This is a genomic window from Mesorhizobium sp. M0830, assembly GCF_040319965.1.
In the GTDB taxonomy this organism is placed as follows: Bacteria; Pseudomonadota; Alphaproteobacteria; order Rhizobiales; family Rhizobiaceae; genus Mesorhizobium.
Window position 1 is genome coordinate 40,858 of sequence record NZ_JAMYOR010000020.1, and the last position, 18,280, is coordinate 59,137.

Annotated in this window: 20 protein-coding genes; 10 read left to right on the forward strand and 10 right to left on the reverse strand. The window is 63.0% G+C overall.

The genetic code is table 11. From position 1 onward, the window contains the following. Nucleotides 1-14: 14 nt before the first annotated feature. Nucleotides 15-1,394: an aspartate aminotransferase family protein gene (locus NKI20_RS14495; RefSeq protein WP_352831445.1), complete on the reverse strand. Its 1,380-nt coding sequence runs from the start codon at nucleotides 1,392-1,394 to the stop codon at nucleotides 15-17. A gap of 150 nt (nucleotides 1,395-1,544) precedes the next feature. Here NKI20_RS14495 and NKI20_RS14500 point away from each other — a divergent pair, with 150 nt between their 5' ends. Beyond that, a complete protein-coding gene (locus tag NKI20_RS14500) occupies nucleotides 1,545-1,997 on the forward strand; it encodes a hypothetical protein (RefSeq protein WP_352831447.1) in 453 nt (150 codons plus the stop codon). 8 nt (nucleotides 1,998-2,005) lie between these two features. Here the strand turns inward: NKI20_RS14500 and NKI20_RS14505 are convergent, their stop codons facing one another. From NKI20_RS14505 to NKI20_RS14515, 3 genes are read right to left on the reverse strand one after another with little or no spacing between them, the layout of a single operon-like run. Next, nucleotides 2,006-2,980: a WD40 repeat domain-containing protein gene (locus NKI20_RS14505; protein ID WP_352831449.1), complete on the reverse strand. Its 975-nt coding sequence runs from the start codon at nucleotides 2,978-2,980 to the stop codon at nucleotides 2,006-2,008. Further along, nucleotides 2,958-3,323, reverse strand: a complete 366-nt coding sequence (imm45, locus tag NKI20_RS14510) for an Imm45 family immunity protein (RefSeq protein ID WP_198032263.1) — start codon at nucleotides 3,321-3,323, stop codon at nucleotides 2,958-2,960. The genes NKI20_RS14505 and imm45 overlap by 23 nt, the downstream gene beginning before the upstream one ends. A gap of 18 nt (nucleotides 3,324-3,341) precedes the next feature. Next, nucleotides 3,342-4,391: a CobW family GTP-binding protein gene (locus NKI20_RS14515; RefSeq protein ID WP_352603285.1), complete on the reverse strand. Its 1,050-nt coding sequence runs from the start codon at nucleotides 4,389-4,391 to the stop codon at nucleotides 3,342-3,344. Between the two features lie 200 nt (nucleotides 4,392-4,591). Between NKI20_RS14515 and NKI20_RS14520 the strand changes: the two genes are divergently transcribed. Both NKI20_RS14520 and NKI20_RS14525 read left to right on the forward strand, forming a co-directional pair. Next, nucleotides 4,592-5,338 carry an intradiol ring-cleavage dioxygenase gene (locus NKI20_RS14520; protein WP_352831452.1) on the forward strand — a complete coding sequence of 249 codons (747 nt, stop codon included), beginning with the start codon at nucleotides 4,592-4,594 and terminating at the stop codon, nucleotides 5,336-5,338. A 217-nt stretch (nucleotides 5,339-5,555) separates the two neighbouring features. Beyond that, complete coding sequence (locus NKI20_RS14525; protein WP_352831454.1) at nucleotides 5,556-6,026, forward strand: MarR family winged helix-turn-helix transcriptional regulator; 471 nt, start codon at nucleotides 5,556-5,558, stop codon at nucleotides 6,024-6,026. Between the two features lie 125 nt (nucleotides 6,027-6,151). On the opposite strand, the gene NKI20_RS14530 is transcribed toward NKI20_RS14525, so the two are convergent. Then, nucleotides 6,152-7,021, reverse strand: a complete 870-nt coding sequence (locus NKI20_RS14530; protein ID WP_352831456.1) for an AraC family transcriptional regulator — start codon at nucleotides 7,019-7,021, stop codon at nucleotides 6,152-6,154. Nucleotides 7,022-7,072: 51 nt separating this feature from the next. Here NKI20_RS14530 and NKI20_RS14535 point away from each other — a divergent pair, with 51 nt between their 5' ends. The 4 genes from NKI20_RS14535 (at nucleotide 7,073) to NKI20_RS14550 (ending at nucleotide 10,160) form a co-directional block, all read left to right on the forward strand. Continuing rightward, nucleotides 7,073-7,480 carry a DUF2000 family protein gene (locus tag NKI20_RS14535; protein ID WP_352831458.1) on the forward strand — a complete coding sequence of 136 codons (408 nt, stop codon included), beginning with the start codon at nucleotides 7,073-7,075 and terminating at the stop codon, nucleotides 7,478-7,480. 190 nt (nucleotides 7,481-7,670) lie between these two features. Next, complete coding sequence (locus NKI20_RS14540; RefSeq protein ID WP_352603352.1) at nucleotides 7,671-8,693, forward strand: LacI family DNA-binding transcriptional regulator; 1,023 nt, start codon at nucleotides 7,671-7,673, stop codon at nucleotides 8,691-8,693. Continuing rightward, nucleotides 8,690-9,673 (forward strand): 2-hydroxyacid dehydrogenase, encoded by a 984-nt coding sequence (locus NKI20_RS14545; RefSeq protein WP_352831460.1) that lies wholly within the window; start codon nucleotides 8,690-8,692, stop codon nucleotides 9,671-9,673. The genes NKI20_RS14540 and NKI20_RS14545 overlap by 4 nt, the downstream gene beginning before the upstream one ends. A gap of 82 nt (nucleotides 9,674-9,755) precedes the next feature. Next, a complete protein-coding gene (locus NKI20_RS14550; RefSeq protein ID WP_352831461.1) occupies nucleotides 9,756-10,160 on the forward strand; it encodes a hypothetical protein in 405 nt (134 codons plus the stop codon). Here NKI20_RS14550 and NKI20_RS14555 read toward each other — a convergent pair whose 3' ends face one another. Next, the gene (locus tag NKI20_RS14555) at nucleotides 10,161-10,934 is read right to left on the reverse strand and encodes a gamma-glutamyl-gamma-aminobutyrate hydrolase family protein (protein ID WP_023761450.1); all 774 of its coding nucleotides are present in this window, start codon (nucleotides 10,932-10,934) and stop codon (nucleotides 10,161-10,163) included. Nucleotides 10,935-11,199: 265 nt separating this feature from the next. Between NKI20_RS14555 and NKI20_RS14560 the strand changes: the two genes are divergently transcribed. Beyond that, nucleotides 11,200-12,309, forward strand: a complete 1,110-nt coding sequence (locus NKI20_RS14560; RefSeq protein ID WP_023761451.1) for a TRAP transporter substrate-binding protein — start codon at nucleotides 11,200-11,202, stop codon at nucleotides 12,307-12,309. Nucleotides 12,310-12,469: 160 nt separating this feature from the next. On the opposite strand, the gene NKI20_RS14565 is transcribed toward NKI20_RS14560, so the two are convergent. From NKI20_RS14565 to NKI20_RS14580, 4 genes are all read right to left on the reverse strand, one after another. After that, nucleotides 12,470-13,498 carry a zinc-dependent alcohol dehydrogenase family protein gene (locus tag NKI20_RS14565; RefSeq protein ID WP_352831506.1) on the reverse strand — a complete coding sequence of 343 codons (1,029 nt, stop codon included), beginning with the start codon at nucleotides 13,496-13,498 and terminating at the stop codon, nucleotides 12,470-12,472. A gap of 19 nt (nucleotides 13,499-13,517) precedes the next feature. Continuing rightward, nucleotides 13,518-15,290 carry a TRAP transporter large permease gene (locus NKI20_RS14570; RefSeq protein WP_352485807.1) on the reverse strand — a complete coding sequence of 591 codons (1,773 nt, stop codon included), beginning with the start codon at nucleotides 15,288-15,290 and terminating at the stop codon, nucleotides 13,518-13,520. Beyond that, entirely contained in the window at nucleotides 15,290-15,874 is a 585-nt protein-coding gene (locus NKI20_RS14575; protein WP_352831464.1) for a TRAP transporter small permease subunit, read from the reverse strand. The genes NKI20_RS14570 and NKI20_RS14575 overlap by 1 nt, the downstream gene beginning before the upstream one ends. A 190-nt stretch (nucleotides 15,875-16,064) precedes the next feature. Continuing rightward, nucleotides 16,065-16,970, reverse strand: a complete 906-nt coding sequence (locus NKI20_RS14580) for a branched-chain amino acid ABC transporter permease (RefSeq protein ID WP_352831466.1) — start codon at nucleotides 16,968-16,970, stop codon at nucleotides 16,065-16,067. 148 nt (nucleotides 16,971-17,118) lie between these two features. Here NKI20_RS14580 and NKI20_RS14585 point away from each other — a divergent pair, with 148 nt between their 5' ends. Then, nucleotides 17,119-17,730, forward strand: a complete 612-nt coding sequence (locus NKI20_RS14585) for a CGNR zinc finger domain-containing protein (RefSeq protein ID WP_023761455.1) — start codon at nucleotides 17,119-17,121, stop codon at nucleotides 17,728-17,730. Continuing rightward, nucleotides 17,723-18,259 (forward strand): hypothetical protein, encoded by a 537-nt coding sequence (locus NKI20_RS14590; protein ID WP_352727249.1) that lies wholly within the window; start codon nucleotides 17,723-17,725, stop codon nucleotides 18,257-18,259. The genes NKI20_RS14585 and NKI20_RS14590 overlap by 8 nt, the downstream gene beginning before the upstream one ends. Nucleotides 18,260-18,280: the final 21 nt, after the last annotated feature.

Sequence of the window (18,280 nt, forward strand, 5' to 3'; positions counted from 1 at the left end):
CATCACCGCTTGTCTCATGCCGCAAGCTTTGCCGCAACCGCGCCGAAGGCGGCGATCAGCCGGTTGACCTGGGCTCCTGACGTCGCCGGCGAGATCAGCATCATGTTGTGGAAGGGTGCGATCAGCACGCCGCGATTGACCAGCGCGACATGAATAGCTGCCTCCAGTTCCGGCGCATGCGCTATCTCCGCCTCGGCGCCATTCCTCAAGGGGCCGGGCGCGCAGATGAACTCGACGCGCGCGCCGACGCGCGAAACATGCCAGGGCAGACGGTAGCGGTCGATCACGCCGGTCAGCCCGGCATCCAGCCGCTGCGCCAGATGGTCCATGCGGTCATAATTTTCCTGTGTCATCACCTCTTCGAGCGTGGCGCGCATCGCCGCGAATTGCAGCGGGTTGGCCGAGAGCGTCGTGCCCATGCCGGAATAGCCCGGCTCCTTGGTCCTGTTGTAATCTGCGTAGCGCGATGCGACGTCGTCGCTCATGCCCCACACACTGGCCGGCACGCCGCCGGCAATCGGCTTGCCCAGAACGAAGAAGTCCGGCTCCAGCCCGTATTTCCTGGTGTAGCCGCCCGGGCCGGTCGAGATCGTATGCGTCTCGTCGATCAAGAGCAGCGTGCCGGCTTCACGCGTCAGTCTGCGCAGCGCATCGTGGAAACCGGCATCGGCCAGCACCATGCAGGAATTGGTCAGCACCGGTTCGGCGATGACGCAGGCGACATCCTTGCCCTTGAGCGCGGCTTCGAGTGCTGAAACATCGTTGAACTCGATGACCTTGGCGGTGCGGGTCAGGTCGCGGAATTCGCCCGCCAGCCCCGGCCGATTGACCACGATACCATCGACAAGCCGCACCATCGTCTCGTCGACCGAGCCGTGATAGCAGCCGTTGAAGACGAGGATCTTCTCACGGCCTGTAACGGCGCGGGCGACGCGCAATGCAAAGCGGTTGGCGTCGGTCGCCGTTGTCGCGATCTGCCAGAACGGCAGGCCGAAACGCTGTTGTAGCAACGGCCCGATGGCGATCGCGTCTTCCGAAGGCAGCATATAGGTCAGGCCGCGCCCAGCCTGGCGGCGGATGGCGCGCGCCACCGGCGGCGGCGAATGGCCGAACATCGAGCCGGTGTCGCCAAGGCAGAAATCGTCGAGCCTGATACCGTCGATATCGGTGATGGTCGCGCCCTTGGCGCTGTCGACCAGGATCGGAAACGGCGTCGGCCAGTCATTCATCCAGTGCATCGGCACGCCGCCGAAGAAGCCGGGCAGGCCGTTGCCGACCTTGGCTTGCGACTTTGGCCGGGCCTTGCGGAAGGCCGCACCTTCGGTCTCGCGCAATTCGGCAATGCGGTCGCGGCTGATGCCGCCGATTGATGTCCTTGACGTGTCGCTGTGCATGAACCCCCCTCTGGTCCGTCACTCTTAGCCAATCGGTGTCCGCAAGCGCAATTGGCCGCGCATCTGTCCTGCATTGGCTCAGCCGGTATGGGCACCGCTTGACCCCGTTGACGATGTCAGCGCCAATACAAGCGACCATGAGGGACAGAAATGCGGGCGATTATCGGTGTGGCGACGCTGTTGTTATCGGCCAGCGCGGCCTTCGCCTCAGGTGGCATCTGGTGCAACGTTGACGATGATGCTGTGGCATTCGACGTCGGTGCCGGCGTCACCAGAGGCATGGGCGACCCGACCTTCAACTTTCGCGGCGATCTCGAAATCAAGACGAGGCCGGTCGGCGACGACCTGCGCAAGACCGTGTTCGAGGATCCCAATCTGACCCAGTACTGGCTGGACGGCAAGGAATTGCGGCTGAACATCTACCGCGAGCATCAGCTCGCAGATGCCTACAACTATGTCGAACTCACGATCCTGACCAAGACCAGCGACGAGGGCGTCTATGACGGTCAGTACACGCTCGCCGTCTATGACAAATCCGCTGACACGGACGAGGACGGCAAGACTGTTGAGTTGACGGGCAAGGTGTCGTGCGGGGCTGAGTAAATCCGAAACTAAGCCGTGATGTCGATGACGCCGCAGTCGCCTGCGGCACTGCCGAAGGCGACACGGCGCTCTTCCCTGTCCCACATCATCGAGGTTATTGCGCCCTTGCCCGGCCGCCGCAACAGCACTTCCTTGGCGTCTGCAAAGCGCACCGCCATCACCATGCCGTCATCATAGCCGACGGCGACGACGTCCTGGCTCGGGTGGCAGGCGACTGATGTCACCATGGCATTGCCGCGCGTGCCGAGCTCCAGCGGGGCCTTGCCCATGGGACCATCCTTGCTTGAAAATGGCCAGACGATCGCCGCCGGCGCGCCGGAACTCGCCAGCCACTTGCCCTTCACGCTCCACGACAGGCTTTTGACCTTGCCGGGATAACCGCTCATGCGCATGTGCTTGCCGTCGGCGAGCTTCCAGCCATGCAATGCATTTTCCTGCATGGTGGTGACCAGGAACACGCCATCGGGCGAGAAGATGATGCCGGTGTGGGCGCCGGCCCATTCGAGTTCCACCGGCTTTCCCTCGGCGGCCGGGAAATGCAGCGTCGCGCCATTGTAGCGAGCGACGCCGAAACGCATGCCCTTGGGCGAGAAGGCCAGTCCCTCGACCGAGCGCGGATGGACGAATTCCCGGGTCTTGCCGTCGGCAAAGCGCACGAAGGCGGTCTTGCCCGTCGCATAGGCGATGGCGCCTTGCGGCCCGGCAGCAACGCTGGTGATCCATTTCTTTCCGGCATTGGTCAGCTCGGTGGCCTCGCCGCCCGCCTTCACGGCAAACACCTTGCCGTCCTCGCCGCCGGTGATCAGCCGGTCGTTGGCCGCATCATGGAAGGCGGCCAGCAGCCCGTCATTGGCCTGTACCGTCTTGTGGCCAAGGTCGAGCCGATGGACGGCGCCATCGGCCATCGCGAAATGCGGCACGTCGCCGAGAAAGACGGCGGCGACGCAATGTCCGTCGAGATCAAGCGGGGCGACGGTCGGCATGGCAAGTCTCAACGGTCATTCGTTCGTTCCAGCGCAGGATCACGGTTTCCTCGATCGGAACCGGGCCGCCTTGATAGGTGAACACGAACCATTTGTCCCAGTTTTCGATCAACCAGGCTTTCGAAAGTCCAGGTTTTTTCTCGAACCGGCTTTCCTCCGGCAGCACTGCGAAGACCAGACCCGCCTTGTAGCCGGACGTCACCATGAGTCCAAGCCCGGCCTCATCCTCCTGAGGATCGAACACCATAAGATCGACGGTCCCAGAGCCGGGGCCGACATCGTAATTATCGGAAAGTTGAATGATGTCGCCGATGATCAGGAAATCATCGGCCAGATCGAGCAAACGCGCCATTGGTAACGGTCAGGCCGCCTGGCAGGCGTCAAAACTCTTCTTCAGCCTCTCGGCGTCGAGTTCGCGGCCGATGAAAACAAGCCGGCTCTCATGCTTTTCGCCATCCTTCCAGGCACGCTGGTGGTCGCCTTCGATGATCATGTGCACACCCTGGATGACATAGCGTTCATCGTCGCCCTTGAGCGCAATAATGCCCTTCAGCCGCAGGATGTTGGGGCCTTCCATCTGGGTGATCTTCTCGATCCACGGGAAGAATTTCTTCGGGTCCATCTCGCCGCCGCGCAGCGAAACTGACTGCACGGTCACGTCATGGATGTCGGAAGCATGCGCGTGATGATGGTGCCCGTCATGATCATGATGATCGTGCCCGTCATGATCGTGGTCATGATGGTCGTGAGCGTCATGCGCCTCGAGGAAATGCGGATCGTTTTCCAGTGCCCTGGACAGGTCGAAGGCGCCGCGGTCGAGCACTTCGGACAGGTCGACGCTGGCTCGCGCCGTGCGGTGGATCTTCGCCGCCGGATTGATGGCGCGGATCGTCGCCTCGACCTTGGCAAGCTCTTCGGGGGTCACGAGATCGGTCTTGTTGAGCACGACGACGTCGGCGAAGGCGATCTGGTCCTCGGCTTCCCTGGAATCCTTGAGCCGCAGCGGCAGATGCTTTGCGTCGACCAGCGCCACCACCGCGTCGAGCCTGGTCTTGGAACGCACGTCGTCGTCCATGAAGAACGTCTGCGCCACCGGCACCGGGTCGGCGAGCCCGGTGGTTTCAACGACGATGGCATCGAAGCGGCCGGGCCGGCGCATCAGGCCCTCGACGACGCGAATCAGGTCGCCGCGCACCGTGCAGCAGACGCAGCCATTGTTCATCTCGTAGATCTCCTCGTCGGATTCCACGATCAGGTCGTTGTCGATGCCGATTTCGCCGAACTCGTTGACGATGACGGCGTAGCGCTTGCCGTGGTTTTCCGACAGGATGCGATTGAGCAGCGTCGTCTTGCCGGCGCCGAGATAGCCGGTGAGAACGGTTACGGGAATCTGCGTCTGTGCGTCGCTCATGGGTTGCCTCGAACTATCTGGGCCGCGAAAGATACGGCGATCGAAATGAGATTGTCGGCTCCATATAGGATGTGCGCCGGCCTTTTGCACGAGGCAAACCGATGGGCCAAACCGGCTTGCCGACATTACCGAATTTCCATTGGCGAGAGCCGCTATGACTGCCTAGATCAGGATAGGGAGGCCAATTCGAGAGGCACGATATGTCCGGCAAGCCATCCTCCTTCTCATTGAACAGGCGCAAGGCGCTCGGCTTGATCGCGGTTACCGCTGGCGGTGGTGTCTTCCTACCGGCCGCGGCAATGGCCGCCCAATCTTCGGTTACCCAGGCCTCGCCCTATGCCGGACTGGCCCTTTTCGAGAGCGGCGCCGGTGTCTGCGCCATTACACCTGAAGTGACCGAGGGACCGTTCTATTTCGACCCGAAACTCGAACGTGCCGATGTCACCGAAGGCAAGAAGGGCATAGCCCTTGATGTCCGGTTGCAGGTCGTCGACGCGGCCTGCCGGCCGCTTGCCGGCGCACGTGTCGACATCTGGCATTGCGACGCGCAAGGTGCCTATTCGGGCTATCCGGGACAAGGTGACGGCAGGGACGTCGACACGTCGGGCCAGACCTTCCTGCGCGGCTGGCAGAAGACCGACGCAATGGGCATCGTTTCCTTTGCCACTATCTATCCCGGCTGGTATCGCGGCCGCACCACCCATATCCATTTCAAGGTCTTCCCCGACGACAGTTCGGTGATGACCGGCCAGTTGTTTTTCCCCGACAGTCTCAGCGAGCAGATATTCACCACGGTCGCGCCCTACAATGACCGGCCCGGCAAGCGCGACACCTCGAACGCCAGTGACGGCATCGCCAGGCAGGCCGGACCGCTGTCGCAGGCGGCACTGCGCGAGGTGGAGGATGCCTATCAGGCGCTGATGATCGTCGCGGTGAAGCCTGGCTGAGCGACATTCGCTCACGCGCCTTGCCCGTAACGAAAACTCCGGCCGCGAAAACTCGTTTGTCATCTAACTGAAATAAACATCTGGCATTAGCCACCGCGGACACCACAATGCTTGCCGGCAAAGCTGTTTGAAGCGCCGGAAATCTTTTTGATCGTCATTGCCAACCGGCCGGCTGCCTCTATGCTGCCCGCACCGGTACGGCCGAAGAGGGATGACCATGGCCAAGGCGGACAAGACTGCGACAATGAGCCGGCTGCATTCGGCGGCAAGGCTGGCAAGAACTGCGCTGGCGGCACGGCTTCTGGCGCACGGCTTCTATGCCGGCCAGGACCAGATCATGCTGGCGCTCGACCGCGAGGATGGCCAGACGCCCGGCAATCTTGCAGGGCGTCTCGGCGTGCGGCCGCCGACCATCACGAAGACCATCAACCGCTTGCAGGCCCAAGGATTCCTGGATAAACGCGCCTCCGAGGCCGATGCGCGCCAGGCGCATATCTTCCTCACCGATAGCGGGCGCGACATCATTCACGCTATCGAGAAGTCGGTGAAGAAGACGGAAAAGCAGGCGCTGAAAGGCCTCGACAAGAAGGACCAGAAGACGCTGTTCAAGCTGCTCGCCCGCATCGAGGCCAACCTCTCGAACGAAGAACTGGTGCTGCTCGACGACGACGCCGAGACGGACGACTGATCGTGCGTTAGAGCATTCCACCTTTCCACGGGAAACGGCGAACCGCTCCAACTCTTTGTTTTGACGCAATTCCGGACGGAAAACCGTGTCACACTTTTCCTGGAATTGCTCCAGGCGGCAGGCGTTCAAGCGGCCGCTGTAGAGCCTTGGATAAGCGACGACCAGCGTCCAGGCGTCATGCCGAACGCCTTCTTGAATTGCCTGATGAAATGGCTTTGGTCGCTGAAGCCGGCTTCGACCGCGATCTGCGCCAATGGCTCGCCGGCGGCGATCATCCGCCGCGCGCGCTGAAGCCGGCGCATCACCAGAAAGCGATGCGGGCTGGTCGAGAAGGCGGCTCGAAAATGCCGTGAAAGGGCATAGCGGTCGAGCCCGGTGACCGCTTCCAACTCGCTGGAACGCACCGGCCGGGTCAGGTTTTCCGAGAGATAGTCGCGCGCCAGTGCAGCCGCCCGCCACGCCGTCCTGGCCATCGGCTTTGCCGGCTGGCCGGCATGCCGGGTCAGGCTTTGCATCAACTGCGCGAGGAAGTCGTCGACGAACAACTCGTCGAGTTCCTGCTCCAGCGGCCCCAGTGCCGAAAGCAGCGTCGCGCAAAAGGCGGCGTCCGTCACCACGCCGTCCCTGACAAACGGCAGCGACGCGCCGCCAAGGCAATCGAGCATCAGCGACGGCTCCAGGTAAAGCATCCGGTAGCGAAGGCCGTCCTCCGTGCCGGCGCCGCCGTCATGCAGCTCGTCGGGATGCAGCACGATGATCTGGCCGGGCAGGCTGTGACGCGTTGCGCCGAGATAGCGAAACGTCTGTACCCCGTGCAGCGTCACGCCGATCGCATAGGTGTCGTGGCGATGCAGGTCGAAGGCGCTGCCGCGGAAGCGCGCCTCGATCCGCTCCATCCCGGCGGGGTCGGGGGCGGAGATAATGCAGTCTTCCGCCGCATCGACGCACAAACGTCCAAGACCCCTAAAGGCCTGGCTGTCTAGATCGTGAGACATCGTCTCCTTCAGTCCCGAAATCGGGGCGCAACCTCGAATGGTCTATCTCTCATGTTCGATACGAAATTTGCAATCGTGCTCAGGCAGGATTTGCCGGTCTGGCAGAAACTCAACGTCACCGCCTTCCTGACCAGTGGCATCGTCGCGCAATTTCCCGACATCATAGGCGAGCCCTATCGCGACCGGACCGGCAATCTCTACAACCCGCTATCGATCCAGCCGGTCATCGTGCTGTCGGCCGACCAGGCAACGCTTGGCAGGATCCACGGGCGCACGCTGGAGCGCGGCGTGACGACTTCGCTCTATGTCGAGGAGATGTTTTCGACTGGCTTTGACGCGGCCAACCGCGCCGTCTTCGCCGAATTCTCGCCTGAAGACGCCAAGGTGGTCGGCATAGCGCTTCGCGCCGACAAGAAGCTGGTCGACAAGATCACCAAGGGCGCCCGCATGCACGCCTAGCCTCAAAGGCATCGACCAAAGCCTGCCGGCTGCTCTTGTTTTGCCAGCCGGCCTTGGCGCCGCAGCGGGCGACAATTGGCTTGCCGGCAGCCGGCAGCAAAAAAACTTTGATTTGCCCTCGATCGGTGGCATAACGCCGCCTTTAAACTGTTTAGGTCAAGAACTCAGGTCGGTCGGGGAGCGCAGAGCGCTGGCACAAAAAATCAAGCTTTCGACGATCGCGGACGCGCTCGGCGTGTCCACGGCCACGGTCTCGCTGGCGCTGCGCGACAGCCCTCTGGTTGCCGGAATCACGCGCGACCGCATCAAGGAACACGCTCGCGCCATCGGCTATATCTACAACCGCCGCGCCGCCAGCCTGCGCACCTCGCGTTCGGGCATTGTCGGCGTCGTCGTCCACGACATCATGAACCCGTTCTTCGCCGAAATCCTGCGCTCGATTGAAAGCGAGCTCGACCGCAGCCGGCAGACCTTCATCCTGTCCAACCACTACGATCAGCTTGAAAAGCAGCGCACTTTCATCGACACGCTTTTGCAACTCGGCGCCGACGGCGTCATCATGTCGCCGGCCATCGGCACACCCGCTTCCGATATCGTGATGGCCGAGGAGAACGGTCTGCCGGCGGTGCTGATCGCGCGCACCGTCGAGGGCGCCGACGTGCCGGTCTTCCGCGGCGACGATGCTTATGGCACCGGGCTCGCCACCAACCATTTGATCTCGCTCGGCCACAAGCGCATCGCCATGATCGGCGGCACCGACCAGACCTCGACCGGCCGCGACCGCTACCAGGGCTATGTCAACGCCATGGAGGCGGCCGGGCTTGAAGTCAGGCCGTCCTGGCGCATCGCCGGCCCGCGCACCAAACAGGCCGGTTTCGAAGCCGCCGGGCAATTCCTGGCGCTGAAGGACAGACCGACGGCGGCCTGCTGCTGGAACGACCTTGTCGCCATCGGGCTCATGAACGGCATCGCGCGTGCCGGCCTCGTGCCTGGCCTGGACATCTCCGTCACCGGCTATGACGATCTCGAAGAGGCGGCGATTGCGACGCCGGCACTCACCACCGTCTGGAATGGCCAGCGCGAGGTTGGCCGCCGCGCCGCCAGCGCCCTGCTCGACAAGCTCAACGGGCAGATGGTGCGGCCCTCGCAGGAATTGATCAAACCGGAACTGCATGTACGTCAGTCGACCGGCAAGCCGGTGGAGCGTGGATGACCAAGGCCGAACAACTGCAAACCGTCACCATCCTGGTGCCGGGCGATTTCAACGATCATGCGGTCGACCGCATCGACCGCACATTCAGGCGTGTCACAATCGAACGTGCCGATCCGTCCCTGGTCACCGACGAGATGCGCAGCAACGTGCGGGGCATCGCTTCGTTCGCCGGCATCAACGCGGCGATGATGGATGCACTGCCCAATCTGGAACTCATCGCTTCCTTCGGCGTCGGCTATGATTCGGTCGATGTCGGCCATGCGGCGGCGAAGAACGTCATGGTCACCAACACGCCCGACGTGCTGACCGAGGAAGTTGCCGACACTGCCATCGGGCTGCTGATCAACACTGTCCGCGACCTGCCGCGAGCCGAAACCTGGCTGCGCGATGGCAGTTGGATGCGCAACGGCAACTATCCGCTGAGCCGGCTGACCTTGCGCGGGCGCAGTGTGGGTATTTTCGGCATGGGCCGCATCGGACAAGCTATCGCCCGGCGGCTCGAAGCTTTCGGCCTGCCGGTTTCCTACCACAATCGGCGTCGCGTCGAAGGGCTTTCCTACCAGTACCATCCGACGCTGAAAGGCCTTGCCGAATCCGTCGACACACTGATTTCGGTAGCGCCTGGCGGAGCCTCGACGGAGAAGGCGGTCAATGCCGAAATCCTGTCGGCGCTTGGCCCCAGCGGGGTCTTCGTCAACATCGGCCGCGGCAGCACGGTCGATGAGCCCGCGCTTGCGGCAGCACTCGCCAACGGCATCATCGCCGCTGCCGGCCTCGATGTCTTTGCCGACGAACCGAACGTGCCCAAGGCGTTGCTCGACGCGCCAAACACCTCGCTGTTGCCGCATGTCGGCTCGGCCTCGGATCACACCCGCCGTGCCATGGCGGACCTGTGCGTAGACAATCTGGTGTCCTGGTTCACCGAGCGCCGCCCGCTGACGCCGGTGCCGGAGACGGTCGGAGTCAGGGCTCGTGGCTGAGCTGCAGTTGCCGCGTTTATTAACGTCAGCTTAACCCTCAGGAATCATTCTTTATCCTGTCCGTGCGCGTGGATGAAGAACGATGAAAGCGCTTTCCGCATTGATCGCTGCCGCAGCCCTGTTTGGCGGCATTCAGCTGTTTCACGGTGGCAGCAGTGAAAGTGCCGCCGACGAAGTCGCGCCGTTCAACAGCTACAGGTTGGTCGCCAATGGCGACGAGGCGGCGTGTGCGGTCAGTCGCGGGACCGAAATCTCGGATGGCTTGTCCCTGCTTGCCGTCGCCCCGATCTGCCGCAAACTCTTGCCGGGCATAGAGCAGGCGAAGTTCTGGCGAGAGCAAGACGACGGCACGGTCGCCTTCAGCGCCAACGGTGTCGATCCGATCGTCACATTCGCGGCTGCCGACGGCAATGGCTACGAATCTTACGCCCCGGCGCTGCCGCTGCTGTCGCTGGCGGCCACCAGTGACTCTAAATCTGGCGACTGATTATTCTGCCGCAGCGCGCGCTCCGGCTTTCGCCGCGGCGTGCAGGCGAACAGCATCGCCGAAGGCGCGGAATATTTTCGCCGAGTTGCTGTCCGACTTGACCCAATATTCAGGGTGCCATTGGACGCCGACGGCGAAGGCGCGAGCATCCCTGACCGACACCGCTTCGACCGTGCCGTCGTTGGCGACGGCCTCGATCTGCAGCTTCGAGCCGAGCCGGTCGACCGCCTGGCGGTGTACGGAATTGACCATGATGTCGCCCTCGCCGAACACACCGGCCAGGCAGCTTCCGGGCTTGATCGTCACCGTCTGCCGGATACCGAAGCGTTCGTCCTGATTGTCGCTCACCGGGGCGCGGTGGTCGAGCGAACCCTCGCGCTCCTGGATCTCGGTGCCGAGCGTGCCGCCGAGCGCCACATTCAATTCCTGGATGCCGCGGCAGATCGCGAGCAGCGGCACGCCGCGCTCGATCGCCCGGCGAATCAGCGGCAGCGTCGTGGCGTCGCGCGCCGGGTCATAGGGCCCGTTGGCTTCGCTGGCGTCGCCGCCATAAAGCGAAGGATGCACATTGGATTTCGAGCCGGTGACCATCACGCCATCGACCGACGACAGAAGTTCGTCGAAGTCGAGCCGGTCACCAAACGACGGCACAAGCACCGGGAACACGCCGGCGCCGGTGATCGCCGCTTCCAGATATTGCTGCGGGACGGCATGCCAGGTGTAGTTGTCGAACTGACGGACGTCGGTTGATATGGCGACGAGCGGCTGATGCATTTTGGCTCTGTGTTCCATCTGAGCAAGGGATTCCTGCCTCCAAAATAGGCGATCCCTGGGGATTTTTCCATGCCAAGTTTCAACGTGTCACATAGGCCAAGAAACGGCCCGTTAGACTATAGTTGCAGGGCGGCTGGGCTTCGCCGTCAAATCGGGCCGCCGTGCTGGACTCGACTTCTTGCCCGTGTATTGTCTCGAACGAACCGACACGGAAATCGAGGATATCCCCGAACGTCGGTCTTTTGATCCAAAAGGGAGGAACTGCATGGATCGTCGTTCATTCATTCGCAAGGCTGGTGTCACAGGCGTCGGCGCCGCGGCGGCTGCGGCCACTCTGGCGGCGCCCGCAATAGCTCAGTCCAATCCAAAGGTGACGTGGCGGCTGGCGTCGTCCTTCCCGAAGTCCCTCGACACCATCTATGGCGGCGCCGAGGTGTTCTCGAAGATGCTGTCGGAAGCCACCGACGGCAATTTCCAGGTCCAGGTCTTCGCCGCCGGCGAACTGGTGCCGGGCCTCCAGGCCGCCGACGCCACCACTGCCGGCACGGTCGAAGCCTGCCACACGGTGGCATATTATTACTGGGGCAAGGACCCAACATGGGCACTCGGTGCGGCGGTTCCCTTCTCGCTCAACGCGCGCGGCATGAATGCCTGGCATTACCATGGCGGCGGCATCGACCTGTTCAACGAGTTTCTCGCCACGCAGGGCCTTTTCGGCCTGCCGGGGGGCAACACCGGCGTGCAGATGGGCGGCTGGTTCCGCAAGGAAATCAAAACGGTGGCCGACCTTTCCGGCCTCAAGATGCGCATCGGCGGTTTTGCCGGCAAGGTGGTGCAGAGGCTCGGCGTCGTGCCGCAGCAGATCGCCGGCGGCGACATCTATCCGGCGCTCGAAAAAGGCACCATCGACGCCGCCGAATGGGTTGGGCCCTATGACGACGAGAAGCTCGGCTTCTACAAGGTCGCGCCCTATTACTACTATCCCGGCTGGTGGGAAGGTGGCCCGACCGTCCACCTGATGTTCAACAAGGCGAAATACGACGAGCTTTCGCCGACTTACAAGTCGCTTCTGCGCACAGCGGCACAAGCCGCCGACGCCAACATGCTGCAGAAATACGATTATTTGAACCCTGCGGCGGTGAAGCGGCTGGTGGCCGGCGGCGCGAAACTGCGCCCGTTCAGCCAGGAGATCATGGCGGCCTGTTTCGAAAAAGCCAACGAGGTCTATGCCGAAATGGAAGCCTCCAACGCCCCGTTCAAGAAGATCTGGGAATCGATCAAGGGCTTCCGCAAAGAGCACTATCTCTGGGCGCAGGTGGCCGAATACAATTACGACACCTTCATGATGGTCCAGCAGCGCAACGGCAAGCTGTAGCCCCATCTGAGAGACCTCGGGCTTGCGCGGCAAAGGATTGAAGTTTGCGCCGCCCCTCATCCGCCTGCCGGCACCTTCTCCCCATCACTATACGAGGAGAAGTGCCTGGCAGGGCGATGAGGGCGGCGCAAACGCTCGTATAACAATCTGCGGTAGCCACTCAGCCCCGGCTGGGCACCACCAGCACCTTGACCTCGCCGGGCGCCGGTGGATTGGCGATCACCGCTGCCGCGTCTTCGAGCGGCACCTGCCTGGAGATCAGCCTGTCGATCTCGATTACACCCGATGCAATGAGTTCGGCGGCGCGGCGATGGGTGTGAGGATTGAGGAAGGAACCGAGCACCTTCAGTTCCCGGAACAGCAGGTCGAAGGGCTCGAATTCCGCTTTCATGCCTTGCGGCGTCACGCCGACGATGACGACCGTGCAGCCGGTGCGGGCCAGCCGCATCGATTGCTCGACGGTTTCTCGCACGCCCGCGCATTCGAACACCACGTCGGCTCCGCCCGGCACCAGACCGGCTGGTCCGGCGATGGCTTCGATGACATCGGCGGCGGTCGGATCGACCGTCGTCGTGGCGCCGAGTTCCTTGGCGAGCGCCCGCCGCGAGGCCTGCCTGGTCGACAGGACGATGGTCGTGGCCCCGGCCAGTCTAGCCAGTTGCACGGTGAGCAGGCCGATCACGCCGCCGCCCAACACGACCACCGAGCTGCCCGGCCTGATCCCGGCAAGGTCCACGCCATGCAGACAACAGCCGAGCGGCTCGCAGAATGCACCGTGCATTGGATCCAGGCCCACAGGCAGGACAAAAGCCTGCTTCTGCGGCAAGGCAAGATATTCGGCAAAACCGCCGTCGCGATGGATGCCGATGGCTTGCAGATTGCTGCAGAGGTTGACCCGCCCGGCATGACAATGCGCGCAACGCCCGCAGGCGATGTTGGGGTCGCCGGTGACACGATCGCCAATGGCAAAGCCGGATACGGATGCTCCGATCGCCTCGACGATGCCGGAGAACTCATGGCCGGGCGTCACCGGCGGCGTGCACGGAAATTCGCCGTGAAACAGATGCCGGTCTGTGCCGCAAACGCCACAGGCTTCGACACGCACCAGAAGCTCGTCCGGCCCGATATCGGGTTTGTCGACTTCGCGCAGCGCGATGCTGCCCACCGCTTCCAGCCGAACCGCCTTCATGATCTTGCCCATGCCAGGTTCAGTTGAAGCTTGGCGGCTGCGACAGATCCGGCTGCGGTGCCGCCGGTTGGGCCGGCGCCGGTTCGCCGAAGCTCGGCGGCTGCGACAGATCATCGGGCGCGGCGGGAGCGGCTGGTGCCGTGCCGCCGGCAGATGGTGTGCCCAGCGGTGACAGGCCGGGTGCCTCCGGCACTTTGTAATCGATCGTGCCCGGATCGACGGTCGTTCCCTTGTAGTGCATCACCATTTGCGGGAAGGCGATGGTCAGTCCGATCATGATCACCTGGATACAGACGAACGGCACCGCGCCCCAATAGATCTGTCCGGTGGTCACGGGTGCGATCTGTTTACCGGTGAGGCGGTCGAGATAGGGCACGCGGGCGGCCACCGAACGCAAGTAGAACAGCGCGAAGCCGAAGGGCGGGTGCATGAAGCTGGTCTGCATGTTGACGCCCAGAAGCACGCCAAACCAGATCAGGTCGATGCCGAGCTTGTCGGCGGCCGGCGCCAGCAGCGGCACGATGATGAAGGCGAGCTCGAAGAAGTCGAGGAAGAAGGCGAGGAAGAAGACGAGCAGGTTGACGCCGATCAGGAAGCCGACCTCGCCGCCCGGCAGCGAGATCAGCAGGTGTTCGACCCATATGTGGCCGTTGACGCCGTAGAAGGTCAGCGAGAACACCCGCGCGCCGATCAGGATGAACAGCACGAAGGACGACAGCCGCGTCGTCGAGGTCAGCGCCTGCTTGACCACGTCCAGCGACAGCCTGCCTTTTGCCGCCGCCATGATCAAGGCGCCGACCGAGCCCATGGCGCCACCTTCGGTCGGGGTGGCGATGCCGAGGAAGATGGTGCCCAGCACCAGGAAGATCAGCGCCAGCGGCGGGATCAGCACGATGATCACCTGCTGCGCGAGCCTCGACATCATGTTGAAGTTCAGGCCTTTGTCGGCAATGGCCACAATGTAGATAAAGAGCACTCCGGCGGTGGCGCCGAGAATGTCGGCATTGTCGCCATGCGTCGGCGCCAGATAGCGATACGCCGCGTAGGAAACCGCTGATGTGACCGCCAGCGCCACCAGCAAGGACATCACGCCATGGCCGAGCTTACGGGCCTCGAGCGGCAGCGCCGGCATCGAATTCGGCCGGATGAAGGACATGATCAGGATGTAGGACATATAGAGCCCGGTGAGCACGAGGCCCGGGATCAGCGCGCCTGCATACATGTCGCCGACCGAACGGCCGAGCTGGTCGGCGAGGACGATCAGCACGAGCGACGGCGGGATGATCTGGGCGAGCGTGCCAGACGCTGCGATGACGCCGGCCGCCACGCGCCGGTCATAGCCGTAACGCAGCATGATCGGCAGCGAGATCAGGCCCATGGCGATGACGGACGCGGCCACCACGCCGGTGGTCGCCGCCAAAAGGGCGCCGACGAAGATCACCGCATAGGCGAGGCCGCCGCGGATTGGCCCGAACAGCTGGCCGATCGTGTCGAGCAGATCTTCGGCCATGCCCGATCGTTCAAGCACGATGCCCATGAAGGTGAAGAACGGAATGGCCAGCAGCGTGTCGTTCGACATCACCCGGCTGCCGTAGAAATTATCCGGCAGTGCGTGCAGAAGCGGCCAGGCGAGGTTGATCGATCCACCGGAATAGGGCGAGAGGAGCACGCCGATGAAGAAGAACATCAAGCCGTTGGCGGCTAGCGAAAAGGCGACTGGATAGCCGATCAGCAGGAAGATGATCAGCGATGCGAACATGATCGGCGCCATGTTCTGGGCGATGAACTCCATCACGAGCGCACCTCGTCGGCCAGTGCCTTGGCTTCGAGTTCGGCCTGCTCATGCACAGATATGAACGGGTTGGGATCGTCCATGTCGCCGCGCATGATGGCGATCTTCTTGATGATCTCGGAGACGCCCTGCAGCGCGAGCAGGAAAAAGCCGATGAGCAGGATGGCCTTGGCCGGCCAGATGATCAGCCCGCCGGAATTGTTGGACATTTCGCCGCTGCGAAACGACAGCGACACATAGGGAACGAAATAGATCACCATCAGCGTCACGAACGGCATCAGGAACAGGAGATGGCCAAGCAGGTCGATCCAGTGCTGCACGCGGCGTGAAAACAGACCGTAGACGATGTCGATGCGGATATGTTCGTTCTGCTTCAGCGTATAGGCGGCGGCCAGCATGAAGGCGGCGCCGAACAGATACCACTGCAGCTCGAGCCAGGCGTTCGAGGATATGTCGAACATCTTGCGGATGATGGCGTTGGCGGCGCTCACCAGGATCGCCAGCAGGATCAGCCACGACACCCATTTGCCAACGAACTCATTCGCACGATCGATGGTCCTGGATAGAGCGAGAAGCCCTGCCATGCATTCCTCCCTGTGTGTCGGAGGCGTGCCGGTTTCCCCCTTATTGTCCGTCACGCCACGTGGTCCAACGGTATGCCGTGCGTGGACTGACGGGTCAACAAGGATAGCGGCGGCAAGATATGATTGCACGGGAGAGCTGGGCGTATACCGGCTCTCTGCCCCGCGTCATGCAACCAAAGTCTGATGCGGTTCAGGCAATCTTGCCGGTGTCGCGGCCGGCGCCGATCAGCACCAGGATCGCGACCAGGAACAGGTACATCCACGCATCGCGCCATTCGACCGGGAAATAGCCGGTCCACAGCGATTCGGCCATGCCGAAAGCGGCCGCGCCCAGCGCCGCCCGCGGCGGCGAGAGATAGCCGCCGACCGCCGTCACGAACAGGATCTTCAGCCCGTAGACGAGGCCGGAGCCGAAGCTGACATTCCCGTAATAGAGGCCGGCCATGATGCCGGCCAGCGCGGCGCAGAAACCGCCGAACAGCACAGCATGCCGTAACACCGCGCGCACGTCGACGCCGCACATCGCGGCTGCCTTGGGATCATCGGAAACGGCGCGCCATCGCCGGCCGAAGCCCGAACGGGCAAACGTCCAGCTGGCCAGGGCGATTGTCGCCAGCGCCACCGCGCAGTCGATGAGCTGGATAAGCGTCAGCGTCGCCTTGAAGGTCGCGCCGTGCGCGAAAACGACAGGCTGTGGCAGCATCGGCGGCAGCCACAAATCGTGCGTGTCGGCCGCGATGCGGCTCGCCTCGGACAACAGCAACAGGATGCCGAGCGTCGTTACCACGATCGCGTTGGGTGTACGGTCGGCCAAGGGTTCGAAGACGCTGCGGGACAGCACGTGGCTGAGCAGTGCGGCATAGAGGAAAGCCGCGACGACGCCGAGCGCCACCGCCGCGAGCAGCGTCAGCCACAGCACCTGATAGCCGAAGGCCGCGGTGAGGATCATCGTCTGGCCGCAAAAGGCGAACAGCGCGCCATAGGCGAGGTTGGTGCGGTGCAGGATGCCGTTGGTCAGCACATAGCCGAAGGCGAGCAGCGCGTAGAGCGCGCCCGAATGCAGCCCGTTCAGCACCTGCTGGAAGAAATAGAGCATGCGAAATCCTCGGAGCATGTCGCCCAAAAGTGCGAAGTGGCTTTGTGACGACGACATGCTCAAAAGGCTGCGGAGACCGCACCCTGCGGTAAGGTTTGCATCGCTGAAACTAACTTGTCAAACGCGATTTATCGGTTAGATTTCTGGCATGACGGTATCCTGGACACCGCACCGCTTCACTGGCGGCCTGCTTGCGCTCGACACGGCGAACACCGTCGTGCGGCGCGGCGATCCGCAGAGGTCTTTCGACCGCTTCGATGATCCGGCCGAGATTGCCCGCTTCGCCGATGCGGCGAGCCGCTTTCGCGCCGCCGAGCTTGGCGGCAGGCCGCTGGCAGCGCCGTCACCAGAGACGATTGCACCCGTCGTGCTGTCGATCCGCGAGGCGACGGACCGGCTGTTTCGTGGGGCGGTATCGAAGGGTTCGATTGCAACCTCCGATTTGCCGGGCTTCCTCACAGCCTGCTCCGATGGCCTGGCCGGCAGCCGGACCGAGATCGGTGCGCCGGGAAGGCCGTTCGGCGATCCGGTGACGCCGATCGCCTTCGAGACGGCGCTGGCGGTTTCGGCGCTCTCGCTGCTGCGCGACGACACCACCGCAAGGCTCAGAATCTGTCCCAACTGCACCTGGCTGTTCGTCGACAGAAGCCGCAATTCCAGCCGCCTTTGGTGCGACATGGCGGTGTGCGGCAACCGCCAGAAGGCAAGTCGTCACTATCGTCGCCGCCGCATGGCGGAAAATGAGGTCAAGAATGCTTAAAGGTTTTTCCCGTTCGGTCGTCGTCGGTGCGGCACTCATCGCCGCCGTTGCGCTCGGCGCCTGCCGCGACACCGGCAACGATGACGGCAAGCTGTTCGAGATTTCCGGCAAGATATTCGTCTTCAACTACCGCCTCGCCAGGGCGACCTATGTGGTGACGCTACGGCCGCTGAAGCCGATGGGAGAAGGCCAGGTGGCGGTCGCCAGCTTCCAGGACCCGGCCGGCGGCGCGCCATTGGTGGTCGAGCAAAAGGTCTGGCCGAAGCTCGACAAGGTGACGCTGGAAAGCCCGGCTCTGACCTGCGTCGTCAAGAACAAGCCCTATGCGATTGCCATCAGCATCAAGGGGGCCGACGGTGCGGTCCTGCAGGAGATCGACACCACGTTGATGTCGACGGAAGACCAGTCGATCCTGCCCGATCGACCGCTGGTCATCGACCAGCTCTATACGGCCAATCCCGATCTCGTCGGCCATCCCGACGGCAAGCTGCCGGGCCAGCCGAAGCCGGATTGCTCGAAGGGTACCTGACCCGCCACTGCCAGCGCGGTT